Origin of the sequence: Pontibacter russatus (assembly GCF_009931655.1) — a bacterium.
In the GTDB taxonomy this organism is placed as follows: Bacteria; Bacteroidota; Bacteroidia; order Cytophagales; family Hymenobacteraceae; genus Pontibacter; species Pontibacter russatus.
The window spans coordinates 785,741-806,376 of record NZ_CP047984.1 but is presented as its reverse complement, the minus strand read 5'-3'; the positions used below and the strand labels follow the sequence as shown (position 1 = coordinate 806,376).

The following is a 20,636-nucleotide window of genomic DNA, read 5'->3' as shown; positions in this document are numbered from 1 at the left end:
TTATTCTTTTTCCGAAATCCTTGAAATCATGCCGCTACAGCCTGTCGGTGCATTTTATGCAGCCGTTGGTTGCTGTTACTGTAGATTATCAGATGGAACACAACCTATTCATCCAAAAGAATCGTAGGCTTATACTTGGCAATTGCGTAGGTTTATACGGAATTGGAAGCGTGCTTATACGTACGGGCTGTGTCCAGAGCAAAAGCTCAGCACCCCTGTGTCTGTATAAGCCTCTTATTTTATGGACCTTAAAAGAATAGGATAGTTTATGGCATCAGCATATAACAGGTGGTATCACCCGTACGAAGTCAACGAAAAATATACCCGCCGTGCCGCTTACTTCTGCATGGAGTTTGCCATTCACCAGTCGCTCAAGATATACTCGGGGGGCCTCGGCTTCCTGGCGGGATCGCACATGCGCAGCGCCTATGACCTGCGCCAGAACCTGGTGGGAGTGGGCATGCTCTGGAAATACGGCTACTACGACCAGGAGCGGAACGAGGACCAGAGCATGCGCCCGCACTTCACGCAGAAGTTCTACAGTTTTCTGGAGGACAGCGGCATTACGGTGCGCGTGGTGGTGAACAACCACCCGGTGCTAGTGAAGGCGATGGTGCTGAAGCCGGAGGTGTTCGGCACGGCCCCCATCTACTTCCTGACCACCGACGTGCCGGAGAACGACCACCTGGCGCGCACCATCACCAACCGCCTCTACGACCCGGAGCCCAACGCCCGCATCGCGCAGAGCATTGTGCTGGGCATTGGCGGCGCCAAAGTGATAGAAGCGCTGGGCGGCGCGGAGACATACCATATGAACGAGGGGCACGCCCTTCCGCTGGCCTTCCACCTGTACCAGGAGTATGGCAAGAAGGAGGAGGTGCGCCGCCGCATGGTGTTCACCACCCACACCCCCGAAAAAGCGGGCAACGAGGAGCACGACATCCAACTGCTGCACGACATGAGCTTTTTCAACGGACTGGGTCTGGACGAGGTGCGGGAATTGACAAGCACCACCGGCCAGATGTTCAACCACACGCTGGTGGCGCTGCGCCTCTCGAAGGTGGCCAACGGCGTGTCGCAGCTGCACGGCGAGGTGTCGCGCGAGATGTGGTACGACAACGACGGCGTCTGCGAGATAAAATCCATCACCAACGCGCAGAACGTGCCTTTCTGGATGGACAAGCAACTGTGGGAGGCGCAGGAGCACAACAAGGACAGGGCCCTGCAGCACCGCAAGGCAGAGATGAAGCGGAAGCTTTTCTACGTGGTGGCCAACCAGGCGGGCAAGCTCTTCAAGCCGGATGTGCTGACGATCGTGTGGGCCAGGCGGTTTGCCGCCTACAAGCGCGCCGACCTGCTGGTGCGCGACATGGAGCGCTTCGTGAATCTCATCAACAACAAGGACATGCCGGTGCAGGTGATATGGGCCGGAAAGCCTTACCCCTTCGACCACAACGCCATCCACACCTTCAACAAGCTGGTGTATCTGTCGCAGAAGCTTGACAACGTGGCCGTGCTGACGGGTTACGAACTGGCGCTTTCGCGGAAGCTGAAGCAGGGCGCCGATATATGGCTGAATACGCCGCGCCGCCCGCGCGAGGCTTCCGGTACCAGCGGCATGACGGCCGCCATGAACGGGGCCGTCAACTTCTCGGTGCAGGACGGCTGGCTGCCGGAGTTCTCCCGCCACGGCGAGAACAGCTACGTGCTGCCGATTGTAGACACCTCGCTGCCCGACGACATGCAGGACGAGGAGGACTACGAGAACATGATGAAGATACTGGAGCAGCAGGTGGTGCCGACCTATTACCGCGACCGCGACCGCTGGCTTCGCATTGTGAAGCAGAGCATGCGCAACGTGGTGCCGCAGTTCGACTCAGACCGCATGGCGCACCAGTACTACGAGATGATGTACAACTACCAGATGCGGAGCTGACAGAGAAATCCGGTAGCTCTTTTAAAGCAGGAGTTTATATAAACAAAGAAGCCGCCCTGCAGATATGGAGCGGCTTCTTTGTTTATATATGGCTCGGCACTTGTCAGGCTTTTTCGGGGATGCGCCGGAGTGTGGCGAGCAGGAAGTCCCAGAACTTTTGCACCGAGCTGACCTGCACCTGCTCGTCGGGGGAGTGGGCGCCGCGGATGTTCGGCCCGAAGGAAATCATCTCCATGCCGGGGTAGTTGGCCCCCAGAATACCGCACTCCAGCCCGGCGTGGCAGGCGTTCACATCCGGCTCGGCGTTGAATTTCTCCCGGTAGAGGTCGCGCATCAGCTGTATGATGGCGGCACCGGGTTTGGGTGCCCAGCCAGGGTAGGAGCCGCCCTGCTCCACGGTGGCTCCGGCCAGTTCCAGCGCGCTTTGTATCGCCTGCGCCAGGTCTGTTTTCTCGCTGTCGACCGAGCTGCGCGTCAGGCAGAGGACGCTGTAGCTGCCGTCTTTGAGCACGACGCGCGCCACGTTGTTCGAGGTCTGCACCAGCCCCGCGATGTCCGGGCTCATGCGGTAAATGCCGCTCGGGCAGGCATATATGGCACGCAGCAGTTTATATATAAACTCGGGATCGGCCACTTTTTCCGGCGCTTCCACCGGCTCTGCCAGCACCTGCAGTTGAGGGTCAGTGGTGCTGTATTCCTGCCGCAGCACTTTCGCCTGCTCCTGCACAAAGGCCTCTAAAACAGCCATTTCTGTTTCCGGAACCCCCACCGCCGCAAACGACTCGCGCGGAATGGCGTTCCGCAGGCCGCCGCCGTCGATGGTGCCAACCCACACCTGAAAACGGGAAGTAATCTGGTACAGCAGGCGGTTCATCAGCTTGTTCGCGTTGCCGCGGCCCAGTATAATGTCCATGCCCGAATGTCCGCCTGTCAGGCCTTTGATGGTGAGTTTGCAGCCCTTTATTCCAGCCGGTGTCTCTTCCTGGCTATATATACCCGTAGCCGTCACGTCCACGCCGCCCGCGCAGCCGATGGTCAGCTCCCGGTCGTCTTCGGTGTCGAGGTTGAGGAGGATGTCGGCGTTAAGCAGGCCACCTTTCAGCCCCAGTGCGCCGGTCATGCCCGTCTCCTCATCCACCGTAAAAAGCGCCTCGAGGGCCGGGTGGGGAATGTCTTTGGAGGCAAGGACGGCCATGATGGCGGCCACCCCGATGCCGTTGTCCGCGCCGAGCGTGGTGCCTCTCGCCTTCACCCAGTCGCCATCCGCGTACATCCGGATGCCCTGCGTCTCAAAGTCAAAGTCGGTGCCGGCGTTTTTCTGGTGTACCATGTCGAGGTGGCTTTGCAGGGCCACGGTCTGCCGGTGCTCCATGCCCGGCGTGGCGGGCTTCCGGATGATGACGTTGCCCGTCCCGTCCTGATAGGTCTCCAGCCCGAGGCGCTGCCCGAAGTCTTTCACAAACCGGATAACCCGTTCCTCCCTCTTCGATGGGCGGGGCACGGCGTTCAGGTCGGCAAAGTTTTCCCAGAGCGCCCTTGGCTCCAGTTTCCGTATGTCAGAGTTCATATAGTGCTTCTTTCGGAATGATTTGCCGCGCACGCGGCGGCTGTCGCAAAGGTAGGGATTTCGCTCGGGAAAAACCTGCCTGAGCCTACCTATGGGCCAGTAAAGCCGGGCTTTGTGTGCGTTTTGATGACTGGCTGAGGAGACTTCTGTACAAGAGGAGAGCAGGCCGGGAGACGCAATTAATCGGCTTCCAGCTTTTATTGGTGGGCCTGTGCCCGTATCTTTAAACTTGAGACATGAACTGGAAAGTAGTAAAAAGAATATGGCAGACCCTACCGTGGTAGGCGTGGAGGTGGGCGGCAAACACATAACAGCCGCACAGGTAAATCTGGAGGCGGGAGCGCTGCAGGCGCAGGCGCCTGTCCGTACACCGGTGCAGGCAAACGGGGGAAAGTCGGAAATCATACGCAGTTGGGCGCATGCGATGGCGGCCGCCGCCGGAACAAACGCGGCCGACGGACTCCGGTTCGGCATAGCCATGCCCGGCCCCTTCGACTATGAAAAGGGCATAGCGCTCATGAAGTTTCAGGACAAGTACGATGCGCTGTATGGCCTGGATGTAAAAGAACTGCTGGCGGCGGCGCTGCAGGTGCAGCCGGGGCAAATCCGGTTCATGAACAACGCCGCCTGTTTTCTGCAGGGCGAGGCCCTTGGCGGGGCCGCGAAAGGAGCGGCCCGCCCCATCGGCCTGACCCTGGGCACGAGTCTGGGCTCAGCCATATATGAGAACGGCCTCGCAGTGGACGCGGCTCTGTGGTGTGCGCCATACAAGGAAGGCATCGCGCAGGACTACCTGGGGGCCCATTGGATCGTGCAGCGGTACAAGGACCTGACGGGACTGGAAGTGGCGCACGTGAAAGCGCTCGTGGAACTGTTGCCGGAGTACCAGCAGGTGCAGGACGTGTTCGAGGAGTTCGGGCGGCAGTTGGGGGAGATCCTGGTGCCGTATATCCAGCAGGAAAATGCGGACACGGTGGTAATTGGGGGAGAGATTGGACAGACGCTGGCGCTCTTCCTGCCCCAGTTAGAGCAGACGCTTTTTGAGCACGCCTCCCCCGTGCCCATCCGGCAGGCGCAGCTTGGGGAGGCGGCGGCGCTGCTGGGGGCAGCCGCGCTTTGGGAAGATCAACTGGCGTAGTTTTTTCGTGCGGGCCATATACGCCCATACCTTCCGCATCTTTATTTGCAACCGATTTCATAAATCCTTATGTTTGGATGACCTTGCACAGGTGGGTTGGAATAATGCAGCCGGATGAGGAGTGCAATCCCGCTGTTGCCTATTTTGGTTGTGCATAAAAAAGAAAAAGAGAATCATATGAAAAACCGCTCCTTTACCAGAAAAACAGTTTTTGCGCTGCTGGCAGCCTCGGCTCTCACCACCGCCTGCAACAGCAGTACCCCGGAAGGCGAAGAAGCCGACACACAGGCCGTGGCTGCTGACAGCACCGGCTCGACGGCACAGGATGCGCAGTTTTTGTCGCAGCCGCTGGTGACGGACATCTATACGGCGGACCCCTCGGCCCACGTCTTCAACGGCAAGATTTATATATACCCCTCGCACGACATCGACGCCGGAGTTCCGGAGAAGGACGACGGCGCCCACTTTGCCATGCGCGATTACCACGTCTTCTCGATGGATGACCCAAGTGGGGAAATAGTGGACCATGGCGTGGCGCTGGACATTGAGGACATTCCGTGGGCCGGGCGGCAGCTTTGGGCACCCGATGCGGCCTATAAGGACGGCACCTACTACCTTTACTTCCCGGTGAAGGACAAGGAGGACGTGTTCCGGATAGGAGTGGCCACCAGTTCTTCCCCGACAGGCCCGTTCAAGCCGGAGCCTAAGCCGATCGCAAACAGCTACAGCATCGACCCGGCGGTATATATGGACGAGGACGGTGCCGCCTATATGTACTTCGGCGGTATATGGGGCGGGCAACTGCAGCGCTGGAGTTCCGGGGTTTACAAGGAGGAAGACGTGTACCCGGCTGACAACGAACCGGCCCTGATGCCCAAAGTGGCGCGCCTGAGCGACGACATGCTGAACTTCAGTGAAGAGGTGCGGGATGTGCAGATTCTGGATGAGAACGGCAAACCGCTGCTGGCCGGTGACAACGAGAGGCGCTTTTTTGAGGCGCCCTGGATACACAAGTACAACGGCAAATACTACTTCTCGTACTCCACCGGCGACACCCACAACATTGCCTACGCCATCGGCGACAGCCCCTACGGGCCATTTACCTACAAAGGCGTGCTGCTGAACCCGGTGCAGGGCTGGACAAACCACCACTCGGTGATAGAGCATGAGGGCAAGTGGTACCTGTTTTACCACGACACGCAACTGTCCGGCAAAACGCACCTGCGCAACATCAAAGTGACGGAGCTGAAGCACAATCCTGACGGCACCATCCAGACCATCACCGCCTACACCGAATAAGCAATTTTTTACATAAAATCCCCGCCTGGCATATAGAACAGGCGGGGATTTTTGTTTTGAAAGGAATCTGTCAGCAGATGCCGTGGCTGCCTTGCCGGAACAGAATTTATGTATAGCTTTCCCGTCTTAATCTCAACCGACAGTTGCATATATGAGTATCCCGAATCCGGGGCGCTATAAACCGGGGAGTAACATCGCTGCGGCAGGAGCGGCATCCAACTGCCAAACCTCCAGTTACTCATACCTCCTTACATCACCTCCAACACTACCTCACCGCCCACCGGATAGCCTACGCAGGAGAGAGTCAGGCCTTGGGCGAGGTCTTTCTCTGTCAGCACCTCGTTGTACGACATCCACACTTGGCCTCTGGTGCAGCGGGCGGCGCAGCTCCCGCATCTGCCTGCCTCGCAGCTGTAGGGCAGCGGCACCCCGGCTTCCCTGGCGGCCTGTAGAATCGTCTTCGGATACTGCACCTGTAGCCGATACTCGCGGCTTTTAAGGTGCAGTACCACCCGGTGCTCCTCGGTGTCGGGGGGCAGGAGAGGGACTTTTACTTTCACGCTGCTGAAGCTCTCCCGCCGGATGTTGTCGTTCGGCACGCCCGCCTGGCGCAGCGCATAGAAGCACATGCGCATATAGGTGGTGGGGCCGCAGAGGTAAAACAGGATTTCGGCATACGGAGCCGCCGCGTATTGCCGCAACAGCTGCTGCAGCAGGTCCTTGTACAAGCGGGCCCGCGCCAAATCAGGGGATACGCTGTACAGGAACTCCACCGTGAGCTGCTGCGGGAATTCCTGCGCCAATTGCTCCAGTTGTTTCCGGAAGATGGCTTTCTGTGGGTTGTTGTTGCTGTAGATGAGCACCACGTTCAGCTCCGGGTGCGCATACAGGAGGGTTTTGAGCAGCGAGTATATGGGCGTGATGCCGCTGCCGGCGGCCAGCAGGAACACTTGTTTGTAGCTGGCCAGATCGTCTGGCAGCGTGAACAGCCCGGTTGCGCCGATGGTATAGAGCTGGTCGCCGACTTTGGTGTCGTCCACCAGCAGCCTGGAGAAGAAGCCGTTGTCGATGCGCTTTACGCCGATGGTCAAGGGCTCGTGCAGCGCCGGGGAGGAGGTGATGGAGTAGGAGCGGCGGACTTCCTCGTCGTGTACCCGGTGCGCGAAGGTGAGGTACTGGCCTGGCTTGTAGGGGATATTTTTTGCATCCTCGCCGCCAAACTCGAATGTCTTTACGCCTGGGGCTTCTTGGCGGATGGCGGTGACGGTAATTTTGGTGTAAAGCGGGTTTTCTGCGTTTTCAGGGACTTCCATAGGGTATTGCTTACGGAACATCAAAATAAAAAGGTCTTGGCGAATGCAGCTGTCGCAGGCCCTTTCCGGAAAGCTTATATATGCTCGGGCAATTGCCAAGCGCTGAAATGGCATTTTATCTATCAGCTTTCGTAAAGCTCCAGCGGCAGATCGTCGGGGTCGGGGAAGAAGGTGAAGCGCCTGCCGGTGTGCTCATCCGTGCGGATGGGTTCCGGCAACACGCCCTGCCGTTTGAGTTCTTCCACCGCGGCCTCCAAATCTGCTACAACAAAGGCGAGGTGGCGCAGACCGCGGGCTTCCGGTCGCGAGGGCCGCTGCGGCGGCGCGGGGAAAGAGAAAAGCTCGATGATGTAGTGCCCGTTCAGGGCCAGGTCCAGCTTGTAAGACTGCCGCTCCTGCCTGTACACCTCCCGGATTACCTCCAGCCCAAGAATAGCTGTATAAAAGTGCTTCGACTTCTGGTAATCAGAGCAGATGATGGCGATGTGATGGAGGTTGCTGAGTTGGAGCATGACATTCAATCAACTTGAAAGAGAAGCTATATATAACGATGTAAATCTGATAGGCAGGCGCCGTCTCCGTTTAGTTTAATATACTATGGCCAGCAAAACGGAAGCAAAGCCTATTGCGGAACCATCTCATATACCCGCACATAATCCACCTCCATCGCCTGCGGGAAAACCGTCGGGTCAACGCCCTCTGCGCCGCCCCAGTTGCCGCCCACGGCAATGTTCAGCAGCAGGTGGAACCGCTTGTCGAAGGGCCAGGAGCTGTAGTCTTTGCCCTCGTTCACAAACTCGAACATTTGCTCGTCGTCTATATATCCGCGCACGGCAGTGGGTGTCCAGTCCACGCGGTAGAGGTGGAACTCGGCGCTGGCGGTCGGGATGATTTTGCTTTTCCCCTGCTGGGTGCCAATGCTGTGGTTGTACGCCTCCGTGTGTACCGTGACATGTACCCTGTTCTGGTCGTGGCCCACATGTTCCATGATGTCAATCTCGCCGGATTTCGGCCAGCCGCCGTATTCGCTGTCGGTGGGCAGCATCCAGATGGCGGGCCAGGTGCCTTTGCCGGTCGGCAGCCTGGCCCTTACCTCGAACCTGCCATACAGGAAATCGCCTTTGTTTTTCGTCACCATCCGGGCGGAGGTGTAGGCATTGCCCTCCTTGTCCTCTTGTCGGGCCGTAATGGTGAGCCTGCCGTCGGCGACGTGCGCGTTGTGCGTGCTGTTGGTGTAGTACTGCAGTTCGTTGTTTCCCCAGCCGCTGCCGCCGATGTCATATCCCCATCTGGCCGTGTCGGGCGCGCCGGTGTAGTCAAACTCATCCGCCCAGACCGGCGTGGCGGCAAAAGCCCGGTTTTCGTCCGGCGGGGCCTGTGCCGTGGAGGCGGATGAATCCTGGGAGCCGGTGGCGCAGGAGGCGAGGAGCAGTGGCAGCATGCAGGAGGCCTTGGATAGCCCGAATCTTTGTATCTTGTTTACTTTTGTAGCAGGCATAGCGATAGGGAAGTGACTGGCGGATATAAGCTAAAAGCTACGCGCTATATAGGGCGCCGCTTCGTTAAAGATATAAAAAAGGTCCGTACCAGCAGAAGTTCCTGCTTCGCTTCGGGAAATTTATATATGCCCGGCCTGCTGCCTTCGGGCAGGGATGCATCAAATCCCCTTTCCATGTTTCTGAATTGCCCTATCGGACGAGGAAACGGATGTACAGCTTGAATATGTGGCGCAGCAGTTGAATAATAAACAGCACTTTATATATAGCTGTCGTCGGAGCGTGCTGTGAACAACTGACACTGCGGGTGGTTGTTGTAGAAGCGGTATTTTATATAACGTGAACTCGGGAATCAATTGAATGTAGAAGTTTGATATTTAAATGATTATAATATCATACTCACTGGCTCAGAGCGAAACCGTTTCCAGTTTTCACCTGAGGCACCTTGTAGATGTTGCGGTGCCGCACGCAGTAAGGCAGCCTGAGCAGAGCGAATAGAGGGCCCCTACCCCGGCAGCTTCCGCTACACAGTGCTGAAGGGGATTAGTTTACCCCGAAGCATTTCGGGGAGGCCTCTCGGCCTGAGAGCACCAAAACCAGCTATAGAACTTAAAGTAAGTCAAGCCAGAGGGATGAACAGCGGCTACAAGCTTAGGCAGAATAATTCCTGAGTTCACGTTTATATAAGTCCAAAGGCTTTCTGTGGGATTTTTCGACCACTGCTTTTCTGAAGCAACTGGCACTGTCAACCTTTTAAACAGGGACTAACAACCCTAAAATACTTAATTTTACTCATGCGGCATGTTCGCATCCTATATAGAATAAGCCATCCATATCATCCAGAAACAAACAGCGCGTGAGGAATAAAGAAGCGATTGGAGCACAGGCCGGAGGGCGCCGCATCGTGATCATCGGGAACGGCATTGCGGGGGTTACGTGCGCGCGCCATCTCCGCAAGCGCGACAGCGCCGCGAACATTACCCTCATCTCCGGGGAGACCGAGCATTTCTTCTCGCGCACGGCGCTCATGTACCTCTACATGGGGCATATGAAGTATGCGCACCTCAAGCCGTACGAGGACTTTTTCTGGGCCAAAAACCGGCTGCAGCTCATATATGACTGGGTCACGCACATCGATTTTGAGCAAAAAACGCTGCAGCTGCAACAGCAGCCCCCCGTTATATATGACACGCTGATTCTGGCCACCGGCTCCACACCCAACAAATACGGCTGGCCGGGGCAGGACCTGAAGGGCGTGCAGGGGCTTTACAGTTTGCAGGACCTGGAGGAAATGGAGGTGAACACCCGGAATTGCCGGCGGGCGGTGGTGGTGGGCGGCGGCCTGATCGGGATTGAGCTGGCGGAGATGCTGCACAGCCGCCATATACCGGTCACGTTTCTGGTGCGGGAGGAGAACTTCTGGGGGAATGTGCTGCCGGTGCAGGAGGCGCAGCTCGTAAACCGCCACGTGCGGGAGCACCACATCGACCTGCGGCTGATACACGAGCTGATGGAAATACAGGACGACGGCACCGGCAGCGTGAAGGGCGTGGTGGCCTCCACAGGCGAGCAGATTGACTGCAGTTTCGTCGGCATCTCCGTGGGTGTGAGCCCGAACATTGCGCTGGTGGAAGACACGCCGCTCGAAACGAACCGGGGCATATTGGTAGACGAGTTTTTTGCCACCAACATGCCAGAGGTATATGCCATCGGGGATTGCGCGGAGTTCCGGACGCCGCCGCCCGGCCGCCGGAGCGTGGAGCAGACGTGGTACACAGGCCGCATGCACGGCGAAACCCTCGCCTACAGCCTCACCGAGAAGCGGGTGCCGTACCGGCCAGGCCCCTGGTTCAACTCCGCCAAGTTCCTCGACATCGAATTTCAGACATATGGCGTGGTGCCTCCTGCGTGGGGCGAGGAACTGCAGTCGCTGTACTGGGAACACACCAATGGCAAAATCTGTTTCAGAGCCGTGTTTGACGCCGGGACAAAGGCAGTTACCGGGGTGAACGCTTTTGGGATGCGCCTGCGCCACAACTTCTTCGACAAGGCCCTCAAAGAAGGCTGGACCATTGAAAACGTGCTGCTGCATCTGGAGGAGGCGGATTTCAACCCGGAATTTTACGACAGGCACCATGCCGAAATCCTGCAGGCATATAACGAGCAGTTCAACACATCCCTGCAACCCCGAAAGAAAAAGGGGCTTTTCTCATTCTTCAGCCGATAATCCGATATGAACTTTATACAAAAATCCGGACTGATTTTACTGCTGGCTGCGCTTGTCTTTTTTACCTCGCTGGTGTTCCTGGGGCAGTTCCGGCTGACGGATACGGTGCTGAAACAAACCGTGAAGCAGGAGCATTACGCTGTATTGAAGAAGGAACTTACGCCCATGCTGAACAAAACCTACCCCTCCACCTTCGCCTTCGTCAGCGATTTCAACGGGTATTTCGGCACCTATAACGACCAGTTGAAAACGGAGGGGCAGTACGAGCGGGTGATATGGGACGACTATGCCTTCTCCGTCACAAGGGCGGCCAGTGTGGGCTTTGTGGCTGAGAACAAGCTGCTTCTGCTGCTGCTGACTGTTTTTGCGGGCGCTCTGGGAAGCTTGCTGTATGTGCTGCCCCAGTACCGGCACGAGCCGGAAGGCGTGAAGCACAACGGCATCATGTTCTCCTCCCTCAAATCACGGGGCTGGCTGGGCATTGTGCTCGGTACCTACCTGATTCTCTTTTATATCGTGCTGTACTGGTTCCCGGCCTATATCGCCAACCTGGTGCTGCTGGCCGACCCCATCAGCCTGGCGCTCTCCGGCAACCCTGCCAGCCAGTGGTTTATGTACGGGCTTATATATACGCTGGCCATTTTGGTGATGGGCGTACGGATGTTCCGCAAGCACCGGGGCAACAAGTACCAGACGCTGCGCACCGCCTCGGTCATGTTCTTCCAGCTGTCCTTCGCCTTCCTGATTCCGGAGATACTGGTGCTGCTTAACAAGCCCTGGCAGGACCTCAAGAACATATGGCCCCTCGATTACACCTTCTTTTTTGAGCACCGTGTGGAAAATTTCCTGAGCAGCGGCGGAGTCGGCATGTTCATGCTGATGTGGGGCATTATCCTGGTGGTGCTGGGCGTGCCGCTGATGACGTACTTTTACGGCAAGCGCTGGTATTGCAGTTGGGTGTGCGGCTGCGGGGGCCTCGCCGAAACCGCCGGTGACCCGTTCCGCCACCTGTCCGACAAGTCGCTGAAGGCCTGGAACGTGGAGCGGGTGCTGGTACACAGCGTGCTGGTGTTTGCCGTGGTGATGACGGTTATGACCGTTGCCAACTATTTCTCCGGTTTCCAGTGGCTGGGCGGCGCGACGGGCGTGGTGCAGCAATGGTACGGCTTCCTGATAAGCGCCGCCTTTGCCGGTGTGATTGGTGTCGGCTTTTACCCGCTGATGGGCAACCGCGTGTGGTGCCGCTACGGCTGCCCACTGGCAGCCTATATCGGCATTGTGCAACGGTTTAAGTCCAGGTTCAGGATAACGACTAACGGCGGCCAGTGCATCTCCTGCGGCAACTGCTCCACTTATTGCGAGATGGGCATCGACGTGCGCTGGTACGCGCAGCGCGGCCAGAACATCGTGCGTGCCTCCTGTGTGGGCTGCGGCATCTGCGCCACCGTCTGCCCGCGCGGGGTGCTGAAACTCGAGAACGGCCCCGAGCAAGGCCGCATCACCGACATTCCCATCCTGACCGGCAACGACTCCGCCACGATATGGCAGTGAGTTGGGAGGCGCATGACAACAGACATTACAGGTTTAATATTTGACACAAGGCATGAAACTGTTTATGTAGGGTTGCGATGACAATTTTCCTTGTAGATTCCTCCGAATTCAAGCCCCGTCGCTCTAGCATCAATTGTCTAACGTATAGCATCTAATGTCCAAAACCTTAGGTCCTGCTTTCCCCAAACTACTCTTTATATATAACGCGGATAGTGGTTTCTTCAGTAAACTGACGGACTTTGCACACAAAGCCATTTCGCCTGCCACATACAGTTGCAGCCTGTGCGCCCTCACCCACGGCACGTTCACGATGAAGCAGGAGTGGGCGGACTATATCAGAAGTCTGCCGCTGGAGGCGGAGTTTATATACCGCGATGCGTGGAAAGCGGGAGCCGAGCGTATGGTGTATCCGTTGGTGGCGCTGCAAACTGCGGAGAATGAGGTGGAAGTGCTGCTGGATGCCAAAGAGCTGAACGCGCTGAAAAGCCTGCAGGAACTAAGGCAGGCGCTCGAAGCAGCGCTGCAAAGGCACACTGCTTCCTGATGATAGTGACTTTGTTGCTGTAGTCGCCGCACAACTGTTTTTCGCTGAGTTAATACGGTATTTGAGGGAAGAAACACTTAATTGACCTCCGCCGAGTTGACATACGCGCACAAGGGGCGTACATACAGATGATCGAAGCAATCGGCCGGAAGCAGTTTCACGGAAGGTTCTTTAGGCAAATGCCTCTGGTTTTATAGTTTCTTTAGATTTACAAGGCGAAGGAGCAGCCAACCTTTTATGGGTGCTGAGGGCGGCGCTCCTTCTGCCTTGTTAAAGAATCTGCGATGCAGCCGCCAACTTTTTACATCCCCAACCGGCCAGTTACCCTTTACTACGGCGCAGGATGTACAGACAAGCGCACCCGATCACATACTTCTAAAGCCATGAAAGCAACAGAGATTTGGGGTAGCAAAAGCAGGCCGCACCACAACATTAACATTCCGGAGCGGCACAGAAGCGCTTTGGCTGCAGTGCCGCAGGGCACTGCCATGTGCCTCCCCATGCTGGAGACACGCATTATCAGGATTGATATTACAAACAGGGGCAAGCATGGCAATGGGGGCTATCAGCCTGTGGCTACGCTGCTCAACGCCTCAGCGCAACTGCATCACGCGGACGAAGAAACAATGTCTTACCACGCCTTTATACACTACAACTACGGGGCCGCCAGCCAACGGTACCACACACCATCTGACAGTTCAGGGAAGGGATAGAGCCAGGCTGCAGGCGCGAAGCCGCAGCTTTGTTTCCCCGGCCTTCGAGCAAGCCGGGGTACTTAAATGGCGAAAAAAGCCTGCGTTTTTGCAGGCTTTTTTCGTTTGGGCCCAGCTTGGTGTTCAGGAATTTAGCGATTAAACAAACAGGCACCGGAAGTTTGGAATTTTGAGTAAAAGCCGTACAGATTTAAGTTTAAGTACTTAAAGTGTCGGTTTTGTCTAACTCTTGGCATCTGCCGCCGTAACTCCTGACGAGTCTCCGGTTCAGCATGGCCAAGGGAGAAACAGAATAGAAAGCCCGCCCGATGTTAGGGTGGAATGGTGCCGAACCTATACAGCATAAACCCGGGAAAGGAAAGATGAAGGATAGCTTGAACAGGCCGGTGTCGGAGTCGCTGAAAGAGTATGCCCGCGGGATAGCCGGGGGCCTGCTTTTCAGCTTTCCGCTGCTCTATACCATGGAGGTGTGGTGGGCGGGTTTCATTGCCTCGCCCGCGCAACTTATTCTACTCGTTATCACCACCTACCTGCTCTTGCTGGGTTATAACCGCTATGCCGGCATGCGGGAGGATGCTTCGTGGCGCAGCGTCTTCGTGGACTCGGTGGAGGAGATGGGCATTGGCCTGGCGCTTTCGTTCGGGGTGCTGCTGATGCTGGGCCGCATCTCGCTCAGCGGCATGTCGGTGGAGGAGTTGATGGGCAAGGTCATTGTTGAGGCCATGGCTGTTTCCATCGGGGTGTCGGTGGGCACTGCGCAATTGGGCGCGGACAGCGGTGGCAGCGAGGAAGAGGGCAGCGCTGGCGAAGTAGGCGGGCAGGATGAAGGAAGCCGGACCGGCAGCCTGGGCACGGCGGTGCTTGCCCTCTGCGGGGCCATTCTGGTGGGCGGCAACGTGGCCCCAACCGAGGAAATACTGATGATTGCCGTAGAGGCCGACCCAGTGCATGTGCTGCTGATGGCCGTGGTGTCGCTGCTGCTGAGCACGGTGGTCATGACCTTCAGCGATTTCAAAGGCACAAACCCAAAACCGGACAAAGTCACGGCCTACAGCATCATCCACGACACGTGCATATCCTATATAGTCGCTTTGGCGGCCTCGGCTTTCGTGCTGTGGTTCTTCGGCCGCTTCGAGAACATGAGCTTCTGGAACGCTTTCGCCCAATGCATCACCCTTGGCGTCTTATCCTCCCTCGGGGCTTCCGCCGGGAGGCTGCTGATTAAATAGCACTTTGATGGAAAATTTAAAAGAGAAGGAAGAGGTCAAAGACAAGAAGAACCTGCTGGAGTGGGCCGTGTTCTGGCTGGGGCTGGCACTGCTCCTCTCAATTTTCACTTACCTGGGGTACCAGGTGTACAACCACAAACCAAGCCCTCCCGAGATTTTGGTGGAGTACTGGCCAGAGCCCTCGGAGGCGCAGCCCAACCGCTACCGCGTGGTGGTGCGCAACACTGGCGGCGAGACAGCTGAGTCGGTGCTGGTGGAACTGGTGCTGGAGCAGGGCGGGGAAGAGGTGGAAAAGGCAGAGTTGCAGCTCAATTTTGTGCCGCAGGGGTCGAAGCGGGAGGGATGGGTGAACTTTTCACAGAAGCCCGCCGCTGGCGCCACTGTGTCGGCCCGGGTAGCCAGCTACCAGAAACCATAATACTTAACAGACGAATCTGGCTTTATCCCAAGAAAAAAATGGCGAATAAAAAAGTGTCGGACCGGCACACGCATCAGCAGGAGGCCCCAGTGCCCAAAGGCCGTTTGCTGGCTATTGGTGGCCATGAGGACAGAGGAAATGGGGACCTGAAGGAGGAACAGAAGCGGAACGTGGATTTTGAGAGCGAGGAAATCCTGAAGTTTCTGGTGAGCGAGCTGCGGGGCGCGGACCCGATGGTGCTGGTGGTGCCCACGGCCTCTGCCATACCCGAAGAGGTTTCCAAGGAATATATCAGTACCTTCAGAAGCCTCGGCGTTAAGCGCGTGGAGGTGCTGGACATACGGCAGCGAAGCGAAGCCCAAGGCCCCGCTTTCCATAAACTGGTGGAGGCGGCGGCAGGTATCATGTTCACGGGCGGCGACCAGCTGCGCCTGACTTCCATTCTGGGAGGCACGGCGGTGCTGGAACTGATGAAGGAGCGCTACACCTACGACGACATCCTGATTGCCGGCACCAGCGCCGGCGCCACTGCCATGTCTACGCCCATGATTTACGAAGGCGTAGCAAAAGGAGGGTCTATAAAAGGAGACGTGCGCATCACCACCGGGCTGGAGTTCCTGAAAAACATCGCCATCGACACCCACTTTATCCAGCGGGGCCGCATTGTGCGCATCTCGCAGTGCATTGCCACCAACCCCGGCTGTATCGGCATTGGACTGGAAGAGGATACCGCCATCTATGTGCGGGAAGGGAAAGAGATAGAAGTGCTGGGGAGTGGGCTGGTGACAATAGTTGACGGCACCGGCATTTCCCGCACCAACATATATGAGATTGAGACGGGTGAGCCTTTTACGGTCTGTGACCTGAAAGTACACCTGCTCTCGAACGGCGAGCGGTATACCATCCCCACCTACGACCAACTGCATATCTAACCGGCACCAACCCTATATGAAGCCCGACCTGAACCTGGTGGCAAAACTGCAGGGCATCTACTGGCTCCTGACAGGGGTGTGGCCCTTCCTGCACCTGCCCAGCTTTCTGTGGGTGACAGGCCCCAAAGAGGATATATGGCTGCTCTACACCGTGAGCGTGCTTATCACCGCCATAGGGGTTGTGCTGCTGCTGGCTGGCCTCAGAGGGCGCGTGACGCCGGAGATAAAATTTCTTGGCATCGCAGGGGCAGTCGGTCTGACGGGCATCGATGTGTACTACGCCCTGGCGGATGTGATCCGGGACATATATCTGCTGGACGCGGCGGGCGAGTTGGTGCTTATCCTGCTGTGGCTTGGGGCAGGCGGCAAGGGGCTGATACGCAGTAACAAGGAGATATAATTACCCGGACAAAATTAACCTGCACTTTCCTTGGATTGCCTGTTTCCGAGGAGATTCCCCTCCCCGGATAGGTAGGTCATATCGCCACGACAAGAGTAAATCGCAACTTGGGTTTATTAGCCGGTTTCTTCTTTCAATGCGGCCACTACATGTTCTCCGCCCTGCACGCGGCAGGAGTGCTTCATCGGGTTATTGTTGAACGCAATGGCCACCTCGCCGTCGGGAGACACGGCAACAAGCTGGCTTATATGGAGGGCGGTGGGTTCAGGCCGGAGTAATTTCTCATTCAGGCTGCGCATAGGAGGAACATCTGGTAAAAGCTGCTGCCCTTCAGGCACAGAACAAGCAACGCTTCTTCAGAATGATGTAACAGAAAACAGTAACAGGTTTGGTATGTTTGTATCATAAGCAGCAGCAAAGCCTCATGCCATATGCCTCTATAGAAGACACAAGGGGCAGGAGCCAGTTGTTTGCGTAAGAATCTTAAAACAGATAGGGAGTACCTGATGACGCACGATAAGGAAGATATAACGACAGATTTCAAACCACTCGAGATTACCTCCCCCAGAACAGCCGCGGCACCCGGACCGCAGGACGATGCCTGCTGCTCGGGCGGGGCGTGCAGCGCTGCGGCTGGGCAGCAGCAGGCGGCCGAGGAGGCAAAGGCATCTTACCTGCCCACCATCCTGAGCCTGGTGCTGCTGGTTACGGGACTAATACTGGACTATATAGACGCCGCCTGGTTCACGGGCATCGCCCGGTTTGTGACGTACGGGCTGGCCTATGCGCTGGTTGGCTGGCGGGTGGTGTGGCATGCCGTCACCAGCTTGCGCAGCAGCTTCTTTAACGAGTTCCTGCTGATGACGGTGGCCACGCTGGGTGCTTTCTATTTGGGCGAATATGCCGAGGGGGTAGCTGTGATGCTGTTTTACGTGATAGGCGAGCATTTCCAGGAGGCGGCGGTGGTGCGGTCGCGCAAATCGATTAAGGAACTGATAGACAACCGGCCCGATATGGTGAACCTGCAGACAGCCACCGGCACCACCAGCGTTCCCGCTAAAGATGTCTGGATAGGCGAGCGCATCCTGGTGCGTCCGGGGGAGAAGGTGGCGCTGGACGGGGAACTGCTGACAGAAGCGGCGGCCTTCAACACCGCAGCCCTCACCGGCGAGGCGAAGCCTGACATCAAGCGCCGGGGCGACAAAGTGCTGGCTGGTATGCTTAATCTGAACACAGCCGCCACCCTGCAGGTAACAGCCGCATACGAAGACAGTGCCCTGTCAAAGATCCTGCAACTGATGGAGGAGGCGGGCAGCAGAAAAGCGAAGACGCAGCAGTTTATCACCCGCTTTGCCAAAGTATATACCCCGATTGTTTTCTTTCTGGCGCTCGCCATTACGCTGCTGCCTTACTTTTTCGTCAGCAGCTATGTGTTCGGCGACTGGTTTTACCGGGCCCTCGTGTTCCTGGTAGTTTCCTGCCCCTGCGCGCTGGTGGTGTCTATTCCGCTTGGCTACTTTGGGGGCATCGGGGCGGCCTCGCGCAACGGCATCCTGTTCAAAGGGGCGAACTTCCTCGACCTGATTACGCAGGTGGACACCGTGGTGATGGACAAGACCGGTACCCTGACGGAGGGGGTGTTTGAGGTGCAGGAAGTGCAGACGGTGTGGCCCGATGAACAGGAGTTCCTGGCGTATGTGGCGGCTGTGGAGGCTGTTTCCACCCACCCGGTGGCGCAGGCCATTGCCAATTATGCTGGCAAAGTGAGCCTGCAGGCAACGCAGGTGCAGGAAATAGCTGGTCATGGTATAATTGGGCTGGTGGAAGGCGATGAAGTGCTGGCCGGTAACGGGAAACTGCTTCTCCAGCAGGGCGTGGCCTATGACGTAACCATCGATGCCGTTCCGTATACCACGGTGCTGGTGGCCGTCAACGGCAGCTACGCCGGCCACATCATCATTGCCGACAAGCTAAAAGCAGATGCGGCTGCCGCCGTGAAAGCGATGCGGCAGCAGGGGGTGGGGCACCTCATCATGCTGTCGGGCGACAAGGAAGCCATTGTGCAGAGGGTAGCGAAGGAACTGCAACTGGATGCGGCCTATGGCGGACTTTTGCCGCAGGACAAAGTAGCGAAAGTGGAGGAACTGAAGGCACAGCAGCGAAAGGTGGCTTTTGTGGGAGACGGCATTAACGATGCGCCTGTGATTACCCTCTCGGATGTGGGCATGGCGATGGGCGGCCTGGGCTCCGACGCGGCCATCGAAACAGCCGACGTGGTGATTCAGACCGACCAGCCTTCTAAAGTCGCCACGGCCATCGCCATTGGCCGGAAAACGAAGCAGGTGGTGTGGCAGAACATCGGGATGGCTTTTGCCGTGAAGGCGGCGGTGCTGCTCTTAGGTGCCGGTGGCCTGGCTACCATGTGGGGTGCCGTGTTTGCCGATGTTGGCGTAGCGCTGCTGGCCATCCTGAACGCCGTGCGCATCCAGCGGATTAAGTTTTGAGGCGGGGGAGTAACTATATCGGTGTTGGTGATAAAACCAACAACGGCGGCGATATGGAGGCACACACTGCCATATGGACGCCTCAGTGTATCTCCGATTCCAGGTAGGATTTCAGGTTTTGGCGGGTGATGATCTCGAGCGGGAAAAGGTCGGTGCGCGGGGGCTCTTTTTTAAGCAGCAGGTAATTGGCCAGATATGTGATGCCCAGAAATGCCTGGCGCTTCGGGTTCTGGTTTATCAGGAAGTTGACGACGCCCGTTTTCAGGTAGTGAATGTTTTCCTCTAACAAGTCATACCCCACCAGCCGGATGTCGCGCTTCCCATGCTTCTCCAGCAGGGACGACACCAGCGGAATGGCCTTCGAGGTAGTGACAAGTATGCCTTTCAGTTCCGGGTGCAGCAGGAGTTCCCCGATTCTTTTCTCCACCGAAGCCCCCTCTCCGTTGCCTGAGTCCAACACCTGGATATCCGCCTGCAGGTTGTTCTCCCTGAAATATTCCTTGAAGCCTCTTTCTTTCTCGAGCAGGTGCACGGAGTTGAGGCTGTTTTCATTGATGTGCAGCAGGGCAAACGTGCCCTTTGTGTTCTGTTGCAGATAGAGAAGCTCTGCGCCTACTTTCCCGCTCTCAAAAAGATTCTGGCCGATAAAGCTCAGCGGCTCCACTTCCGGTATGTTCGTGTTGAAAAGCACGTAGGGAATCCCTTTGGCATTTAACAAACCGAAAAAAGGCAGGGCCTCCTGATAGAAGACAGGGGCCACCAGAATACCGTCAGGCGCGCTGGCGCACACAGCCTCAGCCACGCTCCGGAAGGAGTTGCTGTCGTAGAGGTTGAAGAAGAAAGGCTCCACATGGAAATCGTACTGCGCCCATTCCTCCTCCGCCTGCCCGATGCCGAGGTAAGACAGGTTCCAGTACTCGTCTAAAGACGGATCCGGGATGAGCGCTGCGATGCGGTATATCTTTTTGGAGCCAAGGGTGCGCGCTATCAGGTTGGGCTTGTACTCGATGGCGCGCAGGGTGTCCTGCACCTTCCGCAGGGCCTCTTCCGACACTTTCCCGCGCTTGTGCAGCACCCGGTCGACGGTGCCCACGGAGACGCCCGCCAGTTGTGCAATGTCTTTGATCCTGATTTTCTTCTTGCTCATACGGTGGGGCGCTGGTATAAATCTGGTATAAAAGGTGTCTGGCTATGGCTTGCTGAAACTGCGTCACGGTCTGTGGGCACCGGCATCTGCCTGATACAGGAAGAGCGGGGCGGAGCAGTCCGGGACCTGCTAAGTTGCTAAATTAAGTCAAAATTCAACGTCCTATATAATCCTTTTTCTGTTGCAACTTTAAATATGTTCATGGCATGCGCTTTAGCGGTG

18 protein-coding genes are annotated in these 20,636 nt (G+C 57.0%); 12 read left to right on the top strand and 6 right to left on the bottom strand.

The window, feature by feature from the left end; translation table 11 throughout:
- Positions 1-268 precede the first annotated feature (268 nt).
- Entirely contained in the window at positions 269-1,936 is a 1,668-nt protein-coding gene (gene glgP / locus GSQ62_RS03320; protein ID WP_161888190.1) for an alpha-glucan family phosphorylase, read from the top strand.
- 103 nt (positions 1,937-2,039) lie between these two features.
- Here glgP and GSQ62_RS03315 read toward each other — a convergent pair whose 3' ends face one another.
- Positions 2,040-3,503 carry an aminoacyl-histidine dipeptidase gene (locus tag GSQ62_RS03315; RefSeq protein ID WP_161888189.1) on the bottom strand — a complete coding sequence of 488 codons (1,464 nt, stop codon included), beginning with the start codon at positions 3,501-3,503 and terminating at the stop codon, positions 2,040-2,042.
- A gap of 262 nt (positions 3,504-3,765) precedes the next feature.
- Here GSQ62_RS03315 and GSQ62_RS03310 point away from each other — a divergent pair, with 262 nt between their 5' ends.
- Positions 3,766-4,641: an ROK family protein gene (locus tag GSQ62_RS03310; protein ID WP_161888188.1), complete on the top strand. Its 876-nt coding sequence runs from the start codon at positions 3,766-3,768 to the stop codon at positions 4,639-4,641.
- Between the two features lie 177 nt (positions 4,642-4,818).
- Positions 4,819-5,940 (top strand): glycoside hydrolase family 43 protein, encoded by a 1,122-nt coding sequence (locus GSQ62_RS03305; protein ID WP_161888187.1) that lies wholly within the window; start codon positions 4,819-4,821, stop codon positions 5,938-5,940.
- 248 nt (positions 5,941-6,188) lie between these two features.
- Here the strand turns inward: GSQ62_RS03305 and GSQ62_RS21020 are convergent, their stop codons facing one another.
- The 3 genes from GSQ62_RS21020 to GSQ62_RS03290 all read right to left on the bottom strand — a co-directional run bounded on the left by GSQ62_RS21020 (position 6,189) and on the right by GSQ62_RS03290 (position 8,751).
- Entirely contained in the window at positions 6,189-7,253 is a 1,065-nt protein-coding gene (locus GSQ62_RS21020) for a 2Fe-2S iron-sulfur cluster-binding protein (RefSeq protein WP_161888186.1), read from the bottom strand.
- Between the two features lie 122 nt (positions 7,254-7,375).
- Positions 7,376-7,765 (bottom strand): SMU1112c/YaeR family gloxylase I-like metalloprotein, encoded by a 390-nt coding sequence (gene gloA2, locus GSQ62_RS03295; protein WP_161888185.1) that lies wholly within the window; start codon positions 7,763-7,765, stop codon positions 7,376-7,378.
- Positions 7,766-7,875: 110 nt separating this feature from the next.
- Positions 7,876-8,751, bottom strand: coding sequence for a glycoside hydrolase family 16 protein (locus GSQ62_RS03290; RefSeq protein WP_237586945.1), 876 nt, complete (start codon positions 8,749-8,751; stop codon positions 7,876-7,878).
- 854 nt (positions 8,752-9,605) lie between these two features.
- Here GSQ62_RS03290 and GSQ62_RS03285 point away from each other — a divergent pair.
- From GSQ62_RS03285 to GSQ62_RS03250, 8 genes are all read left to right on the top strand, one after another.
- Positions 9,606-10,976: an NAD(P)/FAD-dependent oxidoreductase gene (locus GSQ62_RS03285; RefSeq protein WP_237586943.1), complete on the top strand. Its 1,371-nt coding sequence runs from the start codon at positions 9,606-9,608 to the stop codon at positions 10,974-10,976.
- A gap of 6 nt (positions 10,977-10,982) precedes the next feature.
- On the top strand, positions 10,983-12,527 hold the full coding sequence (locus GSQ62_RS03280) for a 4Fe-4S binding protein (protein ID WP_161888184.1): 1,545 nt from the start codon (positions 10,983-10,985) through the stop codon (positions 12,525-12,527).
- A 154-nt stretch (positions 12,528-12,681) separates the two neighbouring features.
- Positions 12,682-13,071 carry a hypothetical protein gene (locus tag GSQ62_RS03275; RefSeq protein WP_161888183.1) on the top strand — a complete coding sequence of 130 codons (390 nt, stop codon included), beginning with the start codon at positions 12,682-12,684 and terminating at the stop codon, positions 13,069-13,071.
- Positions 13,072-13,454: 383 nt separating this feature from the next.
- Positions 13,455-13,784 (top strand): hypothetical protein, encoded by a 330-nt coding sequence (locus GSQ62_RS03270; RefSeq protein ID WP_161888182.1) that lies wholly within the window; start codon positions 13,455-13,457, stop codon positions 13,782-13,784.
- 362 nt (positions 13,785-14,146) lie between these two features.
- A complete protein-coding gene (locus GSQ62_RS03265) occupies positions 14,147-15,013 on the top strand; it encodes a TIGR02587 family membrane protein (RefSeq protein WP_161888181.1) in 867 nt (288 codons plus the stop codon).
- A gap of 7 nt (positions 15,014-15,020) precedes the next feature.
- Entirely contained in the window at positions 15,021-15,431 is a 411-nt protein-coding gene (locus GSQ62_RS03260) for a hypothetical protein (RefSeq protein ID WP_161888180.1), read from the top strand.
- Between the two features lie 38 nt (positions 15,432-15,469).
- Positions 15,470-16,363 carry a cyanophycinase gene (locus tag GSQ62_RS03255; RefSeq protein ID WP_161888179.1) on the top strand — a complete coding sequence of 298 codons (894 nt, stop codon included), beginning with the start codon at positions 15,470-15,472 and terminating at the stop codon, positions 16,361-16,363.
- A gap of 16 nt (positions 16,364-16,379) precedes the next feature.
- The gene (locus GSQ62_RS03250) at positions 16,380-16,763 is read left to right on the top strand and encodes a hypothetical protein (protein WP_161888178.1); all 384 of its coding nucleotides are present in this window, start codon (positions 16,380-16,382) and stop codon (positions 16,761-16,763) included.
- A gap of 116 nt (positions 16,764-16,879) precedes the next feature.
- Here the strand turns inward: GSQ62_RS03250 and GSQ62_RS03245 are convergent, their stop codons facing one another.
- Entirely contained in the window at positions 16,880-17,062 is a 183-nt protein-coding gene (locus GSQ62_RS03245) for a hypothetical protein (protein ID WP_161888177.1), read from the bottom strand.
- Between the two features lie 207 nt (positions 17,063-17,269).
- On the opposite strand from GSQ62_RS03245, the gene GSQ62_RS03240 reads away from it, so the two are divergent.
- Positions 17,270-19,267, top strand: coding sequence for a heavy metal translocating P-type ATPase (locus GSQ62_RS03240; RefSeq protein ID WP_161888176.1), 1,998 nt, complete (start codon positions 17,270-17,272; stop codon positions 19,265-19,267).
- 82 nt (positions 19,268-19,349) lie between these two features.
- On the opposite strand, the gene GSQ62_RS03235 is transcribed toward GSQ62_RS03240, so the two are convergent.
- On the bottom strand, positions 19,350-20,414 hold the full coding sequence (locus GSQ62_RS03235) for a LacI family DNA-binding transcriptional regulator (protein WP_161888175.1): 1,065 nt from the start codon (positions 20,412-20,414) through the stop codon (positions 19,350-19,352).
- Positions 20,415-20,636 lie beyond the last annotated feature (222 nt).